Source organism: Nocardia violaceofusca NBRC 14427 (genome assembly GCF_963869435.1).
In the GTDB taxonomy this organism is placed as follows: Bacteria; Actinomycetota; Actinomycetes; order Mycobacteriales; family Mycobacteriaceae; genus Nocardia; species Nocardia aobensis.
Window position 1 is genome coordinate 350,622 of record NZ_CAWMPM010000005.1, and the last position, 14,725, is coordinate 365,346.

The window sequence follows — 14,725 nt, forward strand, 5'->3', positions numbered from 1 at the left end:
AGCACGCGTGCTTGTATTTTTCACCAACCGAAGATCAGCAGGTGCACCGCACCCACCACCAGGCCCAGTGCCGCGCCGTGCAGATACAACAGCCAGGCGTCCTGTTCGACCGAGGCGTAGAACATCTCCATGAACTCGCCCGGCGTGAGCTGTTTGAGCTTGCGCGCCGCGAATTCGTCGATCTTCTTGGCCTGGTCCAGGGCGAAGGCCTCGTCCTGCACCAGACTCGGCGCCAGGCTCACCGCGGCCCCGGCCGCGCCGACCTGCAGATTGTCGAACTGCCGCGCACCGAAGGCCGCGCGTACCACCGAGCGCGTGGGTCCCAGTTGGGTGCGGATCTCGTCGGCGATCAGATGTTCCACCAACTGGCGGGTCTTGTCCCCGTTGGGACCGTCCAGCAGTTCGGCCGCCAGATTCGGCAGGGTCAGCACCTGGTAGGCCAGAATCTGGGCGAGGTCGTCGGCGGCCTGCGGTTGCCGCTTGGCCAGCAGCGCCTGCCGCCAGAGGTATTTGTAGCGCGGCTGCGGATCGCCGGGTTCGAACACCATCTTGATGGCGATCATGTTCACCAGCACGCCGATGGTGGCGGCCGCGGCCAGGACCACCAGCCAGCCCGGGATCCACCCGAGCACCGGAATGTCGTGATGGACATGCATATACAGCGCCAGCAGCACACCGAACGGGGCGCCGAGCAACCCGATCCGCACCATGAACCGCAGCTCCGGCGCGGCGATGGTGGTGGTCAGATCCTTGAGGATCTCCGGATTGGCCTGTAGATAGCGGATGACGAAACTCTTGATATCGATGAGCTGGTCGACATTGTCGCCGAGTTGCTCGAAACCGCGCCGGCACAGTTTCGGCAGTTCACGGTCGATGCGCTGATAGAGAATCTGTTTCGCCGGCCGCGGCACGGCCCGCCACAGTTCCGGATTCTCCCGGTACATCACATCGTCGACGATCTGCTGCAACTGTTCGTGTGCGCGGTCGGCGATGTAGTCGGCGATACCTTCCAGGTCCAATTCGTGGATGAAATCGCGCGGGCTGCCGATCCGCATGATCGCCATATCCACGCAGATGCTGGCCATCTTCTCCGCGCGGGCGGGAATGAAGCCCTGGAAGCCGAGTCGCTCACCGTCGCCGGAGAACGTCGGCAGCACCTGCACCCGGCGTGGGAAATAGGGATACAGCACCTTCAGTCCCGGAATCCGGACGCCGCGAAATTGCAACGGCCAGAACAACATGAGCACACCGGTCCAGTTGGTGAGCCAGCCGGCCACCGCGCTGAAGATCGGGAAGGTGATCAGGTCCACGACGAATTTGGACTGTCCGGTCAGTTGTTCCCAGTCGATGAACACACCGCCGGCGACTACCGCCATCGTGGATCCCCCTTGCGCCGTGCGGACTTGCGAGTTGACTGGGACCCCACATTCTCACCGGGGCCAGACGGTGTCAATGCGGCGGGGCGGCACTTTCCCTGGTCGGCGGGGCAAACGCACCCGGTTCAGGGGCGCAGGACGAGCCGAATCGGATTGCCCTCTTTGGATTCCAGTGCCCGCACCGCGGCCGGGGCTTCCGAGAGCGGCAGCACCGCGCTGACCGAACGGGCGAGATCGAGACGATGCAGCCGCCGCAGCCCCACCAGTTCGGTGACATGTTCGGGCTGCGATCCGTAGTGTCCGCGCAATTGCTGCTGGAAGAAGCTGAAGCCGATACCCCCGGTGATCGTGATCGGCTTGTCGGTGAGGCCGACCAGCACCAGCCGCCCGCCTGGCCCCAGGCAGGTGACGGCCTGTTCGCGCACCGCCGCCACTCCGGCGAAATCGAAGGCGGCCGCCAAACCGGCGCCGCCGGTCGCGGCGAAGATCCGCGACCGCAGTTCGGGATCGGCCGGATCGAAGGCCAGATCCGCACCGAAACCGAGCGCCCGTTCCCGCGCCGCGGGCAGCGGATCCACCGCCACGATGGGCGCCGCGCCGACCATGCGCAGCAATTGCACCCCGTGCGCGCCGAGACCGCCCACACCCCACACGCCGACCGGTTCGGCGGGCCGCACCTGAGCGGTCGCCGTGATCGCGGCCCACGGCGTGGAGACCGCGTCCGGGATGAAGCAGGCCTGTTCGAAGGGCAGATCGTCGGGAATGGGAACCAGGGTGTCGACCCGGGCCAGGGTGTACTCCGCCCACCCGCCGTCGTAGTCGACACCACGGGTGAACACCGCGCCGTCGCGCAGTTCACCCGCCTGCAGCAGCACCCGGTCCCCCACCTTCGCGCCGGTCACACCCGGTCCGAGAGTGTGGACCGTGCCCGCGACCTCGTGGCCGAGCGTCACCACGTCACCGGCGAGCATCACCGGGGTCAGCGTCCCGTCGATCAGATGGACATCGGACAGGCAGACACCCGCCGCTTCGACCTTGATCAGGACGTGGTCGGGACCCGGTTCCGGAGTCGGCACATCGTCGAGTTCCAGTCGGCGTTGCGGTCCCAGGTGAAGGCGTGCGGCCAGCATGTCGGGCTACTCCTCGTGGATCGGGCGGGCGGACCCGCGGGCCCCGCGCGGTAGCGCAATGTCGGATGCGCGGCGAATCCGGTCGAGTATCGCATCGACATCGCGGTTTCGGCCGGAGTTGCGGGAGGGTGCGGTCGCGGGCGCCGTCCGAATCGCCGGGCTCCGGGGATTGTGTGGGACTACGAGTCCCATATATCCTCGAAGGATCACACCTGCTGGGTGTCGACCGCCGCCGGGGCCGAGCCTCGGGGCCGGGAGCTAGGAGGCCCGATGAGCCACACTGCGAAGCCCGCTCGCCGGGCCGACCGGGTGCGGGGGTTCCGCGGAGCAGAGGAGACATCGATGACGCTGTCGAAATCCATTCGTACCGACATATTCGGCCCGGACTACCGGGAGATGCTGGCGATCCTGTCCGAGGGGTCGGTCCATCGCAATTTCGACCCCTATCTCGATATCGATTGGGATTCGCCGGAATTGGCGATCGATCCCGACGATCCGAGATGGGTGCTGTCGCCGGAGCTCGACCCGCTCGGCGGAACCGACTGGTACAAGTCGTTGCCGCTGGAGCGCAGGATCGAGATCGGAAAGTGGCGCACGGCCAACGTGATCAAGGTCGGCGCCGCCTTCGAGAGCATCCTCATCCGCGGCATGATGCAGTACATCATGAAGCTCCCCAACGGATCTCCGGAGTTTCGTTACTGCCTGCACGAGATGACCGAAGAGTGCAACCACATCCAGATGTTCCAGGAGTTGATCAACCGGATCGGCGTGGACGTCCCGGGGATGCGGCCGCTGTTCCGCGCGTTGTCGCCTTTCATCGGCGTGGCCGGCGGCTACGCGCACGCCATTCTGTTCATCGGCATCCTCGGTGGTGAGGAGCCGATCGACCACTATCAGAAGGCGATCATCCGGGAGGGCGAGTCGATGCCCCCGGCGGTGCTGCGCACCATGCAGATCCACATCGCCGAGGAAGCCCGGCACATCTCCTTCGCCGGTGAGTTCTTGAAGGCGCATATCGAGCGGATGAGTCCGTTCGGTAAGGCGATGTGCGCGTTGGCTTTTCCGATCACGATGCGCTGGCTGGCCGGTGAGATCATGGCGCCACCGCGCTCGTTCGCGAAGGAATTCGACATTCCACGCGAGGTGATCGAGGACGCCTTCTGGCGGTCCCCGAATTCGCGCCGGATCCTATCCGGCTACTTCGGCGATATGCGCAAACTCGCCGACGAACTCGGCTTGATGAATCCGGTGACGCGCAAGCTGTGGACACTGCTGCACGTCGACGGTGATACGTCGAGGTATCGCGGTGAGCCCGAGCGGCGGAACGCTGCGACCGCGGTGGCGGAGCGGCTGCCCGTGGTCGGTTCTCTCGTCGGCTGGTTGGCGGCCTGACCGGCCGAAACTCGGTGCGCCCGATCAGGGGATGTCGTCGACTCCCTCGGCCAGTGCGTTGATGAGTTCGATCAGCGGCAGTTCGGGGTCCAGGGTCAACCCGTGGGCGCGGGCCGCGCCGTCGAGCACGCTCCAGGCGTAGCCGGCGACCTCGGAGATCAGCTGTTCGCGGCTCAGCAGGGGGTCCGGATCGCGGGCCCAGCGGCCGACGGTCGCCTCGGTCATCGACACGATGGCGAAGGTCATCGTGTCGGCCGTGGCCTCGTCGACCACCCCGATCACCCCCGCCAGGCTCGACACGAGCAGCCGGGTCCGCGCCGCGATGGTGGCCTTGATACTGCTGAGCGCGTCCACATCGTCGGGGTCGCCCATCGCCGGCCCGCTGCGTGCGAAGTCGTACAGCCGCGCATGCTCGGTGAGCCAGTCCGCGACCGCGGCGACCGTGCGATGCAGGATCCGATGAATCGATCCGTCCCAGATGTCCAGCGCCGCGTCGACGGTATCGACGAACTGCTCGGCGATCACGCTCCGAGCCCGCCGATCCAGTTCGTCGCGCCCCGAAAACTGGCGATAGACCACGGATTTCGCCAATCCGGACCGCTTCGCGATCTGTTGCATCGAGATCTCGCCGCCGCCGGACTCCTCCAGCAGTTGGATCAACGCCCCGACGATCCGCCCCCGCCGATTGTCGTTGTGCGTTTGCCACCGCGCCTGCCGGCCCCCGATCGGGGCCGGTTCGGACGGGGAGGGAATCGCCACGCGGTCGAGTTTAAATCACCGGCTCCCCCGCGAATGACCTTCGCTCGAGGTCGGCCCGGATGCGGCCGGCGCCGGTCACGCCTCGTTCGCTGCCGGTGAACAAGGGGTCGGAACAACTCGGCACACCCTGTAGTTGAGTAGGTAGCGCTCAACCCTGGAGGCGAAGAAACACAGGATCCGGGGCATGCTTTGGAAGGGGCTGAATCTGTGAGTACTCCACAGCGTCTGCCGGTGCTGTTTCTGACCGATCCGGTCGTGTTGCCGGGCATGGTCGTCCCCATCGAGCTCGACGAATCCGCACAGGCCGCCATCGACGCCGCACGGGCCGCGAAGTCGGACTCCGTGCTGCTCGCACCGCGTCTGGACGAGGGCTACGCCGCCTACGGTGTGATCGCGACCATCGAACAGGTCGGCCGGATGCGCGGTGGCGCCGCTGCCGCGGTGCTGAAGGCCGAGCAGCGGGCGAGGATCGGGCACGGAGTCACCGGTCCGGGCGCCGCGCTGTGGGTGGAGGCCGAACCGGTCGACACCCCCGCACCCGATGCGCACACGAAGGAACTGGCCGCCGAATACAAGCAGTTGGTCGTGTCGGTGCTGCAGCGTCGCGAGGCCTGGCAGGTCATCGACGTGGTCAACCGGCTGACCGATCCGTCGGCCCTGGCCGACACCGCCGGCTACGCGCCGTATCTGACCGATGAGCAGAAGCGCGAACTGCTCGGCACTCCCGATGTCGCCGAGCGGCTGACCCGGCTGATCGGGTGGACCAAGGACCATATCGCCGAGGTCGAGGTCACCGAGAAGATCAGTGAGGATGTGCGCGAGGGCGTCGAGAAGTCGCAGCGGGAATTCCTGCTGCGTCAGCAGCTCAACGCGATTCGCAAGGAACTGGGCGACGGCGAGCCCGACGGCGCGGACGACTACCGCACCCGGGTGGAGACCGCCGAGCTGCCCGACAACGTCCGCGAGGCCGCGCTGCGCGAGGTCGACCGGCTCGAGCGCAGCAGCGATCAAAGTCCGGAATCGGGCTGGATCCGCATCTGGCTGGATACCGTCCTGGATCTGCCGTGGGCGGTGAAAACCACCGACAGCACCGATGTTTCGGCGGCCCGCGCGGTACTCGACGCCGACCACCACGGTCTGGAAGAGGTCAAGGACCGTATGGTCGAATACCTGGCCGTGCGCGCCCGCCGGGCCGCACGTGGCCTGGAGGTCGTCGGCGGTCGTGGCTCCGGTGCCGTGATGGTGCTGGCCGGACCTCCCGGTGTCGGTAAGACCTCGCTGGGTGAGAGTGTGGCGCGGGCCCTGGGCCGCAAGTTCGTGCGCGTCGCCCTGGGCGGTGTGCGCGACGAGGCCGAGATCCGCGGTCACCGGCGGACCTATGTCGGCGCCCTGCCGGGCCGGATCGTGCGTGCCATCAAGGAGGCGGGTTCGATGAATCCCGTTGTCCTGCTGGACGAGATCGACAAGGTCGGCTCCGACTTCCGGGGTGATCCGGCGGCCGCGCTGCTCGAGGTGCTGGATCCGGCGCAGAACCACACCTTCCGCGACCACTACCTGGATCTGGACCTGGATCTGTCCGATGTGCTGTTCATCGCGACCGCGAATGTCATGGAGACCATTCCCGGCCCGCTGCTGGACCGCATGGAGCTGATCACGGTCGACGGGTACACCGAGGACGACAAGGTGGCCATCGCCCGCGACTTCCTGGTGCCGCGGCAGCTGGAACGGAATGCGCTGACCGCCGAGGAGGTGTCGTTCACCGACGAGGCCCTGCGGGAGATCGCCGCCAACTACACCCGGGAAGCCGGTGTGCGCCAGTTGGAGCGACTGCTCGCGAAGGCCTTGCGCAAGGCCGCGACACGGTTGTCGCAGGACGAGATCGCCGCGCAGACGGTTGCGGCGGACGATGATTCGGATGCCACGGTGCTCGACCTGAGCTACGATCCCGCCCTCGGCTACGGCGAAAAGCCCGGTGTCGCAGGCGGTTCCGAGTCGCTGGTGATCGGTCTCGGTGATCTGAAGGACTACCTGGGCCGTCCGCGCTTCACCCCCGATTCGGTGGAACGCACCTCGGTCCCCGGCGTGGCGACCGGCTTGGCAGTCACCGGTGCGGGTGGCGACGTCCTCTACATCGAGGCCAATGCCGCCGAGGGCGAACGCTCGCTGACCCTGACCGGTCAGCTGGGTGACGTCATGAAGGAATCCGCGCAGATCGCACTGACCTATGTGCGCTCGCACCTGGAAGAGATCGGCATCGAGCCGAAGGTGCTGGATCGCAACATCCACATCCACTTCCCGGCCGGTGCGGTGCCCAAGGACGGTCCGTCCGCGGGTGTCACCATGGTCACCGCCCTGGTGTCGCTGGCCCTGGGCCGGCAGGTGCGCGGGGATGTCGGCATGACCGGTGAGGTCACGCTGAACGGACGGGTGCTGCCGATCGGCGGTGTGAAGCAGAAGCTGCTCGCCGCCCAGCGTGCCGGCCTGAAGACCGTGTTCATCCCGGCCCGCAACGAGCCGGACCTGGACGAGGTCCCCGCCGAGGTGCTGGCCGCCCTGGACGTCCGCCCCGTCGCCGACGTGGCCGACATCCTGGCCTACGCCATCGAACCGGTCACCGAACCGGCCTACCAGGCGTTCGCCGCGAGCGCCTGATCCGGACGACCGGCTGTTACGAGTCGAGGGGCCGTTCACCTTTCGGGGTGAACGGCCCCTCGCCGTGTTTCGGTCTGCCGCTCGCCGTGCTCGGTCACCGGCGAGGGCGGCGCAGCAACCGAGCCCAGAAGGAGCGGCGGGGTGGTTTCGGGTAGCGGACGCGGATCGAGCCCGAGGTGATCGATCCGTCGACGCGCAGTGTCGGACAGCCCGGCAGCGGCGGTTCGGTCACCCGGTTCTTCGCCTTCCCGCTGACGAAGGACACCCGGTCCAGATCCACCTGCCAGCCGCGCGGGACGGTCAATCGCAGACTGCCGGAGGCGATTCCGACGTGCATGTCCACGACGGCGTGCGGGCAGATCGCCTCGGTGAAGTCCAGGCGCACCGAACCGGAGGCGGCGGAGACGGTGATCTCGGCGGGCACGATCCACTGGCCGTCCTTGCGTAGCGAACCACTGACGGTGCTCAGCACCAGGGGTTCGCGCGCGGCCGCCACGGGCAGATCGGCGGTGACCGCGGCGAGTTCCTCACGGGTGTCCGCCGCGTAGGCGACGGCCAGGCGCCGGTCGAGCTCGGCGAGATCGAGGGAGCCGTCGTTCAGAGCCAGTCGCAGCAGCCGCTCGACCTGGGCGCGTTCGTGGTCGGTGATGCGTACCGTGGGGGCCGGCCGGTCACGGGCGATGTCCGGGCGGCGGTCCGGGGATTCGGTCATCGGCACATCCTCATGGTCGTGATGCCGAAATCCTACGTGCGGTGCGGCGGCGTAAGGGTTCCCCGCCGGTGCGCCCGCGGTAATCCCCGCCTACGGCTCACGTGATCCGTTGGTGGGCAGAGCTCGCTCGACCACGCGCACCGTGCCCTGCGCGACGGCACATATCGTGCTGGAACCATCGCTGTCGCAATAGATCTCGCAGCGGGTGACGGCTTGGCGGCGGGTGGCGTCGGTGACCGTCGCGTGCGCGCGAAGCCGCCCGCCCCGCGCGGGGCGCAGGTAGGTGACGGTGAAGCCGCCGGTCAGTACGTTCGGGCCCAGCGCGGATCCGGCGGCGAAGGTGAGCGCGTTGTCGGCCAGATAGGCCATCACCCCGCCGTGCACGAAACCGAACTGCTGAGCGTGCTCGGGACCCACGTCGATCACCAAAGTGGCCGCACCGCCCTCGAACTCGGTGATCTCGGTGCCGACGTGCTGCGCGAACGGCTGCGCGGCCAGCACCGCGCGGGCCTGCTCCACGGTGAGCTTGTCGGTCGATACACCAGCCGGTCGCGGTGGTGACGCGGTAACCTCGTCCATCTGCACTGTCCTCTGCTTGTCGGAGTTGTCAGTTGTTACGCAACGACTTCCACGCCGCCGCGGCCAAATCCGTGGCGACATCGGTCGGCGCGGTGCGGATGCTGCCGCTCACCCACTGCCGCGAGTACTCCTGCGCCGGGCCCAGCCACAGCGCGTACAGCAGGTCGAATTCCAGGTCTCGGACTGTGCCGTAGCGGGCGTGGGTGCGCCACCAGCGCGCGACGGAGGTGAGGAATTCCCGATTGCTGTCGCTGTCGCGTACTCCGGGGGGCCGCGGTGACATGAGAATTGTTGCGCGGTACTGGTTTTCGGTGACCCAGCGCAGATGCTCGGTAACTCCGGCGGTGACTCCGCTCTCGGCGTCGGTGCTGTCGGCGATGCTCGCCCAGAAAGTGCGCTGGTAGTCGGCCAGCGCATTGGCCCACACCTGGCGGTACAGATCGGCCTTGTCCGGGAAGTGGTGGTACAGCGCGCCGACGCTCGCTCCCGCGTCGGCCCTGATCCGGCTCAGCGTCGCGTCGAGCGTCCCGTGCTCGGCGAACTGCCGCTCGGCCGCCAGCAGCAACCGATCTCGAATCTTCATACCCAGAATTTAGTTCTGTTTCGGCGTCGGCGCAAGGCACTACCTGCGAAGTCCCACCGGCTGTCGGTGCCGTGCGGTAAGAACGGTCTCGTGGCCAGGTGGCTGTTGCATGTCGACCTCGACCAATTCCAGGCGGCGGTGGAGTTCCGCCGCCATCCCGAGCTGCGTGGGCAGCCGGTGATCGTCGGCGGCAACGGAGATCCGAACGAACCGCGCAAGGTGGTCACCTGCGCGTCGTATCCGGCGCGTGCCTTCGGCGTGCGGGCGGGAATGCCGCTGCGCACCGCGGTCCGCAAATGTCCGGACGGGGTGTTCCTGCCCCTGGACATGACCACCTACGAGGAGGCGTCCGACGAAGTCATGGAGGTGCTGCGGCGGTTCCCGGTGCGGGTCGAGGTGCTGGGCTGGGACGAGGCCTTCCTCGCCGCCGACACCGACGATCCCGAATCGCTCGCACGCGAAATCCGCAGCGCGATAGCGGAATTGAACCTCACGTGTTCGATAGGTATCGGCGACAACAAATTGCGCGCGAAACTGGCGACCGGATTCGCGAAGAGCGTCGGCAAAGGAACGGACGCGAAGGTCGCGGACAGCACCGACACCGAGGTCGAGGGTACGGCTGCTGACGAGGTTGCGGGACCGGAGCATTCGGAAGGGGAGGCAGCGGTGGCGCCGCGGACCGAGCCCGGTGCGGGAATCTTCCGGCTCACCGCCGAGAACTGGAACGAACTCATGGCGCACCGCCCGACCAGCGCGCTGTGGGGTATCGGCACTCGCATCGCGCAGCGAATGTCGGCCCTGGGCATCGACACCGTCGCCCAGCTCGCGGCCGCCGACCGAAATGTCCTCGCCGCCGAATTCGGTCCGGCCACCGGTCCGTATCTCTGGGTGCTCGGCCACGGCGCCGGCGATACCGATGTGGTGACCGAGCCGCGAATTCCGGTGGGCCGCAGCAAATCCGAGACCTTCCCGCATGATCTGACCGATCGCGAGGAGATTCGCGCCCAGGTGGCGCGGCTGGCCCGCGAGGTCGCGGAGGAGATGGCCGCGGCCGGCCGGATCGGCACCCGGGTGGGGGTCACGGTGCGTACCAACACCTTCTACACCCGCACCAAGCAGAAGAAGCTGCCCGAACCGACGATCGATGCCGAGACGATCACCGCGGTCGCACTCGAGATCGTCGACCGCTTCGAACTCGATCGGCCGGTCCGGCTGCTCGGGGTGCGACTCGAACTCGTCCCGCAATAGCCCGAGTCCCGCAACAGCCCGGGCCTCCGCGTTTCCGTGCCCGGCTGCCGGATATGTCTCGGTGGTGGCGGCGTCGCACGCGGTGCGGCCGTTTGTCATGCTGGGCCCGCAGACTCGACCGAAAGGCAGCCCATGAGCGAGTACGAGACGATCACTTTCGAGCGCACCGGCCCCGTCGCCCGGATCACCCTGAACCGGCCGAAGGCCGCGAACGGTATCGACCACGTCCTCGGCCGGGAACTGGCCGATATCGCGGGACAGTGTGTGGACGATCCCGCGCTGAAGGTGGTCGTGCTGACCGGTGCGGGCAGGTTCTTCTCCGCCGGCGGCGACCTCAAGGCCATGGCTGCCCAGGGCGGCGGCGCCGGCCACTACGTGAAGGGCCTGGCCGACGACCTGCACGAGGCGCTCTCGTCGTTCGCCCGGATGGATGCCCTGCTGGTCGTGGCGGTGAACGGTGTCGCCGCGGGCGCCGGATTCAGTCTGGCGATGGCCGGTGATCTGGTACTCGCGGGCGAATCGGCGGCGTTCACCATGGCCTATACCCGCGCCGGGCTGAGTCCCGACGGCGGCGCCTCCTACTATCTGCCGCGCCTGATCGGCCTGCGCCGCACGCAGGAACTGATGCTCACCAACCGCACCCTGACGGCGGCCGAGGCGCTGGAGTGGAATCTCGTGCATCGCGTGGTGCCGGACGCCGAACTCGCCGCCGCCGTGGACGAACTGGTCGCGGAATTCGCGGCGGGCCCCCGGCATTCGAATGCCAGCGTCAAGAAGCTGCTGCTGGTGAGCTCCTCGCACACGCTCGAGGAGCAGACCGCGCGCGAGGCGGCGTTCATCTCCGCCTGCGCCGATTCGCCCGACGGCACCGAGGGCATCGCGGCATTCCTCGGCAAGCGCGCCCCCGTCTTCGAGTGAGGGACTGAGCCGTCGCCACGAGCGAACCCGGTCGCGGGCCACTAGGGTGGGGTGCCATGTTCTCGGCGCCCGGCTTCGCACGCGGGTGGGCGCCGGTCCCGGTGTGGTCGGCGCGGCGGCGTGGCGAGGTGCGCGGAGGTCGCGCGGAGATCGCCTCGTCCGGCATTCGGATCGACAGCACGACGGAGCTCGCCCCGCGCGGCTCGTCGGCCGCAGACCGCCTCGGATCGGCGCCCGCGGTGCCACGCGGCCCATCCGGCGGATTCTCGGGACTCCGCCGTACTGCGGGTTTCGCCGGTCTGCGCGCGGTGACCCGTCGTCCCGTACTGCTGGTGGCGGTACTGCTGATCCTCGCGCAGATCGGGTTGCGCGGCTGGGTGGCCGGGCGCGGCTATTTCTACTGGGACGATCTCATCCTGGTGGGCCGCGCCGACCGCTATCCGCTCTGGTCCGCCGACCTACTGCTCTACGACCACGACGGCCACTTCATGCCGCTGGCCTTCGCCACCGCGTGGCTGGTGACCCGGATCGCGCCGCTGCAATGGGCAGGGCCGGTGGTGACCATGCTGCTGCTGCAGCTCGCGGCCTCGGTCGCGGTGCTGCGCATGCTGCTGGTACTGGTCCCACGGCGAGCCGGGGCGGTCCGCTGGGCCGTGCTGATTCCCTTGATCGGTTATCTGTTCTGTCCGCTGACCCTTCCGTCCTTCGCCTGGTGGGCGGCTTCGCTCAATGCGCTGCCGCTACAGTTCGCGCTGGCATGGGTGATCGCGGATGCGGTGCTGCTGGTGAGCACCGGCCGGGGCCGGTATGCGATCTCCGGTGTGCTGGTGCTGATCGTGGGGCTGTTGTTCTTCGAAAAAGCGGTGGTGGTGCCGTTCGTCGCGTTCGCTGTCGCGGTGCTGGAGCGCTATATCGTCGGCGCCCGCACCGTCGATGCGGATTCGCCTGCGGGCGAGGCGGAATCGGACCCCGGTGCGGCCAGCGCACTTCCCGAGGACCCAGCGCGGGCGGGCGATCGTGGTGGCCCGAGCGGGTGGGCGTCGATTCGCGACGTGGCGCGCACGGGCGCGGCGCTGTGGGCCGGTTCGGCGTTGATCCTGGCGGGCTGGGGCGCGGCCTATCTCACCGTCGCCGACCACATCGCGGTCGACACCAGCCTGGCCGGGGCGCGGCGACTTCTGCACAGCGCCACTTCCTTGGGGATCGTCCCGACCCTGCTGGGCGGGCCATGGGTCTGGGCGCGCTGGCTGCCGTCGACACCGTGGGCCACGCCGCCGGGGTGGACCGTGGTGCCCGCCTGGCTGATCCTCGCCGCGGTGGTCCTGGTGACACTGCGACTGCGCCGTCGCGTGCTACCGGTGTGGATCCTGATCGCGGGATACGTTCTCGCCGTTGCGCTTCCGATCGTGCTGATCCGCGGTGGCCCCAATACCGCCGCCGAACTCATGCAGTCGCTGCGCTATCTGGCCGACGTGGCGGTGGTGCTGGCAGCGGCGACCGCTCTGCTGCTTGCTGCGCGGCCGCGAACAACGAGCCGGCACCCGGCCGCGATCGGGCCGAAATCACCCGGTGCGGTGATTGCTTCTCGAGCAGTCGCGATCGTGCTGACAGCGGCCTTCGTGGTGAGCAGCGTCTACACGACCGTCTCGTTCGCGCGCTCGTGGGAAATCTCCCCCACGCGCACCTATCTCACGAATGCCCGTGCGGCCTTCGCGGATCGGGACGGCGCACCGCTGCTGGAACAGGAGGTGCCGTGGGGTGTGCTGACGCCGATGACCTATCCGCAGAATCTCATCGCCCAGGTGCTGGGCCCGATCGCCCCGGACGGTGCTTTCGGCACGTCCACACCGCACCTGCGGATGATCACCGACGAAGGCAAACTCGTCGATGCCTCGGTCTGGTGGAATCGCCGCATTCTCGCCGGTCCCGAACCCGGCTGCGGATACCGCATCGACGGCTCCGACCCGGTGGCGCTGTGGCTGGACGGGCCCATGATCGAGCACGGGTGGACCGCGCAGATCAACTATTTCGCGAATCGGGACGGCCGCCTCACCATGGCGATGGAACACGGCGAGACGGTGGTGGCGCCCGTGCGTGCGGGTGTCCACACGGTGTTCGTCCATGTGGTCGGCAGCGGTGAGGTGCTGCGAATCGGTTCTCGTACTTCCGGTTTGGATGTGTGCGTCGGTGTCGGTCCGGTAGGGGTCGCCGCATTCGGGCATTGATCACCTCCGCGCCGAACGGGGTGCGGCCGCAAGTCGGTCGTAGCCGCGAGGCGTCCGCCCTCCTATGCTCGGACGCATGCAGTTCCAGGCGATGGTTGCGCACGAGACCGACGACGGCGTGGTACTGGCCCGCGAGGAGGTGGGCGAGGACTTCCTCGGGCCGGGCACGGTGACGATCAAGGTGCACTATTCGAGTGCGAACTTCAAGGACGGGCTGGCGATCACTCCGCGCGGCGGCGTGGTGCGCAATTACCCGATCATCCCCGGCATCGACCTGACCGGCGAGGTGGTGGCCTCCGAGGATGCCGCCTTCACGGCGGGTGATCTCGTGATCGCGCACGGTTACGAGATCGGTGTCGCGCACAACGGCGGCTTCGCCGAATACGCGCGCGTACCCGCCGAATGGGTGGTCAAGCTGGAGGGCCTGAGCCCGCGCGAGGCAGCGGCCCTCGGCACCGCCGGATTCACCGCGGCCATGAGCGTGCAGGCACTGCTCGACCGCGGACTGGCCCCGGGTGACGGGCCGGTGCTGGTGACCGGTGCGACCGGCGGCGTCGGCAGTGTCGCGGTGGACATCCTGTCCGGCCTCGGCTACGAGGTCACCGCCTCTACCGGAAAGACCGATGCGGGCGAACTGCTGTCCACCCTCGGTGCGGCCGCGGTGATCGGCCGCCTGCCCGAGGATCCGGACGCGAAGCCTCGCCCGCTGGGTAAGGCGCAGTGGGCCGGCGCGGTGGACAGCGTCGGTGGTAAATCACTCGCCCACATCCTCAGCACCGTCCGGTACGGCGGGTCGGTGGCCGTCAGCGGCCTGACCGGCGGGACCGAACTGCCCACCACCGTCATGCCGTTCATCCTGCGTGGAGTCGGCCTGCTCGGCATCGATTCGGTGAACTTCCCGATCGACCAGCGGCGCGCGCTGTGGGCCCGGCTCGGCAAGGACCTGAAGCCCCGGCATCTGTCGACGCTGGAGAATATCGCGCCGATCACCGAGGCCGAGGCGGTGCTGCATGCCATCCGCGCCGGCCACCACTCGGGCCGCACCGTTCTGGCGGTGGCCGGCGAATTCTGATCGAGCGGCGGGCGTCGGATCGAACGCTCGCCGCTTCTCTCCCCCCGATTTTGAACTGATATATCCAAAACGTGTTAGC

12 protein-coding genes are annotated in these 14,725 nt (G+C 68.0%); 6 read left to right on the forward strand and 6 right to left on the reverse strand.

Annotation, left to right across the window (positions count from 1 at the left end; all coding sequences use genetic code 11):
• Nucleotides 1-20: 20 nt before the first annotated feature.
• Together AC5592_RS06240 and AC5592_RS06245 are read right to left on the reverse strand one after the other, a co-directional pair.
• Nucleotides 21-1,376, reverse strand: coding sequence for a DUF445 domain-containing protein (locus AC5592_RS06240; RefSeq protein ID WP_063063647.1), 1,356 nt, complete (start codon nt 1,374-1,376; stop codon nt 21-23).
• A gap of 125 nt (nt 1,377-1,501) precedes the next feature.
• Nucleotides 1,502-2,506, reverse strand: a complete 1,005-nt coding sequence (locus AC5592_RS06245) for a zinc-binding dehydrogenase (RefSeq protein ID WP_063063648.1) — start codon at nt 2,504-2,506, stop codon at nt 1,502-1,504.
• A gap of 342 nt (nt 2,507-2,848) precedes the next feature.
• Here AC5592_RS06245 and AC5592_RS06250 point away from each other — a divergent pair, with 342 nt between their 5' ends.
• On the forward strand, nt 2,849-3,898 hold the full coding sequence (locus tag AC5592_RS06250; protein WP_051025302.1) for an AurF N-oxygenase family protein: 1,050 nt from the start codon (nt 2,849-2,851) through the stop codon (nt 3,896-3,898).
• A 24-nt stretch (nt 3,899-3,922) separates the two neighbouring features.
• Here AC5592_RS06250 and AC5592_RS06255 read toward each other — a convergent pair whose 3' ends face one another.
• The gene (locus tag AC5592_RS06255) at nt 3,923-4,657 is read right to left on the reverse strand and encodes a TetR/AcrR family transcriptional regulator (protein WP_051025301.1); all 735 of its coding nucleotides are present in this window, start codon (nt 4,655-4,657) and stop codon (nt 3,923-3,925) included.
• A gap of 267 nt (nt 4,658-4,924) precedes the next feature.
• Between AC5592_RS06255 and lon the strand changes: the two genes are divergently transcribed.
• On the forward strand, nt 4,925-7,309 hold the full coding sequence (gene lon, locus AC5592_RS06260) for an endopeptidase La (protein WP_063063702.1): 2,385 nt from the start codon (nt 4,925-4,927) through the stop codon (nt 7,307-7,309).
• A 94-nt stretch (nt 7,310-7,403) separates the two neighbouring features.
• On the opposite strand, the gene AC5592_RS06265 is transcribed toward lon, so the two are convergent.
• From AC5592_RS06265 to AC5592_RS06275, 3 genes are all read right to left on the reverse strand, one after another.
• Nucleotides 7,404-8,021 carry a DUF1707 SHOCT-like domain-containing protein gene (locus tag AC5592_RS06265; protein WP_051025300.1) on the reverse strand — a complete coding sequence of 206 codons (618 nt, stop codon included), beginning with the start codon at nt 8,019-8,021 and terminating at the stop codon, nt 7,404-7,406.
• Nucleotides 8,022-8,111: 90 nt separating this feature from the next.
• Entirely contained in the window at nt 8,112-8,600 is a 489-nt protein-coding gene (locus AC5592_RS06270; protein WP_063014383.1) for a PaaI family thioesterase, read from the reverse strand.
• Nucleotides 8,601-8,628: 28 nt separating this feature from the next.
• On the reverse strand, nt 8,629-9,183 hold the full coding sequence (locus AC5592_RS06275; RefSeq protein WP_036507319.1) for a TetR/AcrR family transcriptional regulator: 555 nt from the start codon (nt 9,181-9,183) through the stop codon (nt 8,629-8,631).
• 90 nt (nt 9,184-9,273) lie between these two features.
• Between AC5592_RS06275 and AC5592_RS06280 the strand changes: the two genes are divergently transcribed.
• The 4 genes from AC5592_RS06280 (at nt 9,274) to AC5592_RS06295 (ending at nt 14,646) form a co-directional block, all read left to right on the forward strand.
• Nucleotides 9,274-10,431, forward strand: a complete 1,158-nt coding sequence (locus tag AC5592_RS06280; RefSeq protein WP_063063649.1) for a DNA polymerase IV — start codon at nt 9,274-9,276, stop codon at nt 10,429-10,431.
• A gap of 132 nt (nt 10,432-10,563) precedes the next feature.
• Nucleotides 10,564-11,349 (forward strand): enoyl-CoA hydratase/isomerase family protein, encoded by a 786-nt coding sequence (locus AC5592_RS06285; protein ID WP_063063650.1) that lies wholly within the window; start codon nt 10,564-10,566, stop codon nt 11,347-11,349.
• Between the two features lie 56 nt (nt 11,350-11,405).
• Nucleotides 11,406-13,574 carry a hypothetical protein gene (locus tag AC5592_RS06290; RefSeq protein WP_232329215.1) on the forward strand — a complete coding sequence of 723 codons (2,169 nt, stop codon included), beginning with the start codon at nt 11,406-11,408 and terminating at the stop codon, nt 13,572-13,574.
• Between the two features lie 76 nt (nt 13,575-13,650).
• The gene (locus tag AC5592_RS06295) at nt 13,651-14,646 is read left to right on the forward strand and encodes an oxidoreductase (RefSeq protein ID WP_063063704.1); all 996 of its coding nucleotides are present in this window, start codon (nt 13,651-13,653) and stop codon (nt 14,644-14,646) included.
• The last annotated feature ends 79 nt before the right edge of the window (nt 14,647-14,725 follow it).

Excerpts from the sequence above, each read along its gene's own strand:
- AC5592_RS06240 (WP_063063647.1), bottom strand. The coding sequence starts at position 1,376 with ATGGCGGTAGTCGCCGGCGGTGTGTTCATCGACTGGGAACAACTGACC.
- AC5592_RS06245 (WP_063063648.1), bottom strand. The coding sequence starts at position 2,506 with ATGCTGGCCGCACGCCTTCACCTGGGACCGCAACGCCGACTGGAACTC.
- AC5592_RS06250 (WP_051025302.1), top strand. The coding sequence starts at position 2,849 with ATGACGCTGTCGAAATCCATTCGTACCGACATATTCGGCCCGGACTAC.
- lon (WP_063063702.1), top strand. The coding sequence starts at position 4,925 with ATGGTCGTCCCCATCGAGCTCGACGAATCCGCACAGGCCGCCATCGAC.
- AC5592_RS06265 (WP_051025300.1), bottom strand. The coding sequence starts at position 8,021 with ATGACCGAATCCCCGGACCGCCGCCCGGACATCGCCCGTGACCGGCCG.
- AC5592_RS06270 (WP_063014383.1), bottom strand. The coding sequence starts at position 8,600 with ATGGACGAGGTTACCGCGTCACCACCGCGACCGGCTGGTGTATCGACC.
- AC5592_RS06275 (WP_036507319.1), bottom strand. The coding sequence starts at position 9,183 with ATGAAGATTCGAGATCGGTTGCTGCTGGCGGCCGAGCGGCAGTTCGCC.
- AC5592_RS06285 (WP_063063650.1), top strand. The coding sequence starts at position 10,564 with ATGAGCGAGTACGAGACGATCACTTTCGAGCGCACCGGCCCCGTCGCC.
- AC5592_RS06290 (WP_232329215.1), top strand. The coding sequence starts at position 11,406 with ATGTTCTCGGCGCCCGGCTTCGCACGCGGGTGGGCGCCGGTCCCGGTG.
- AC5592_RS06295 (WP_063063704.1), top strand. The coding sequence starts at position 13,651 with ATGCAGTTCCAGGCGATGGTTGCGCACGAGACCGACGACGGCGTGGTA.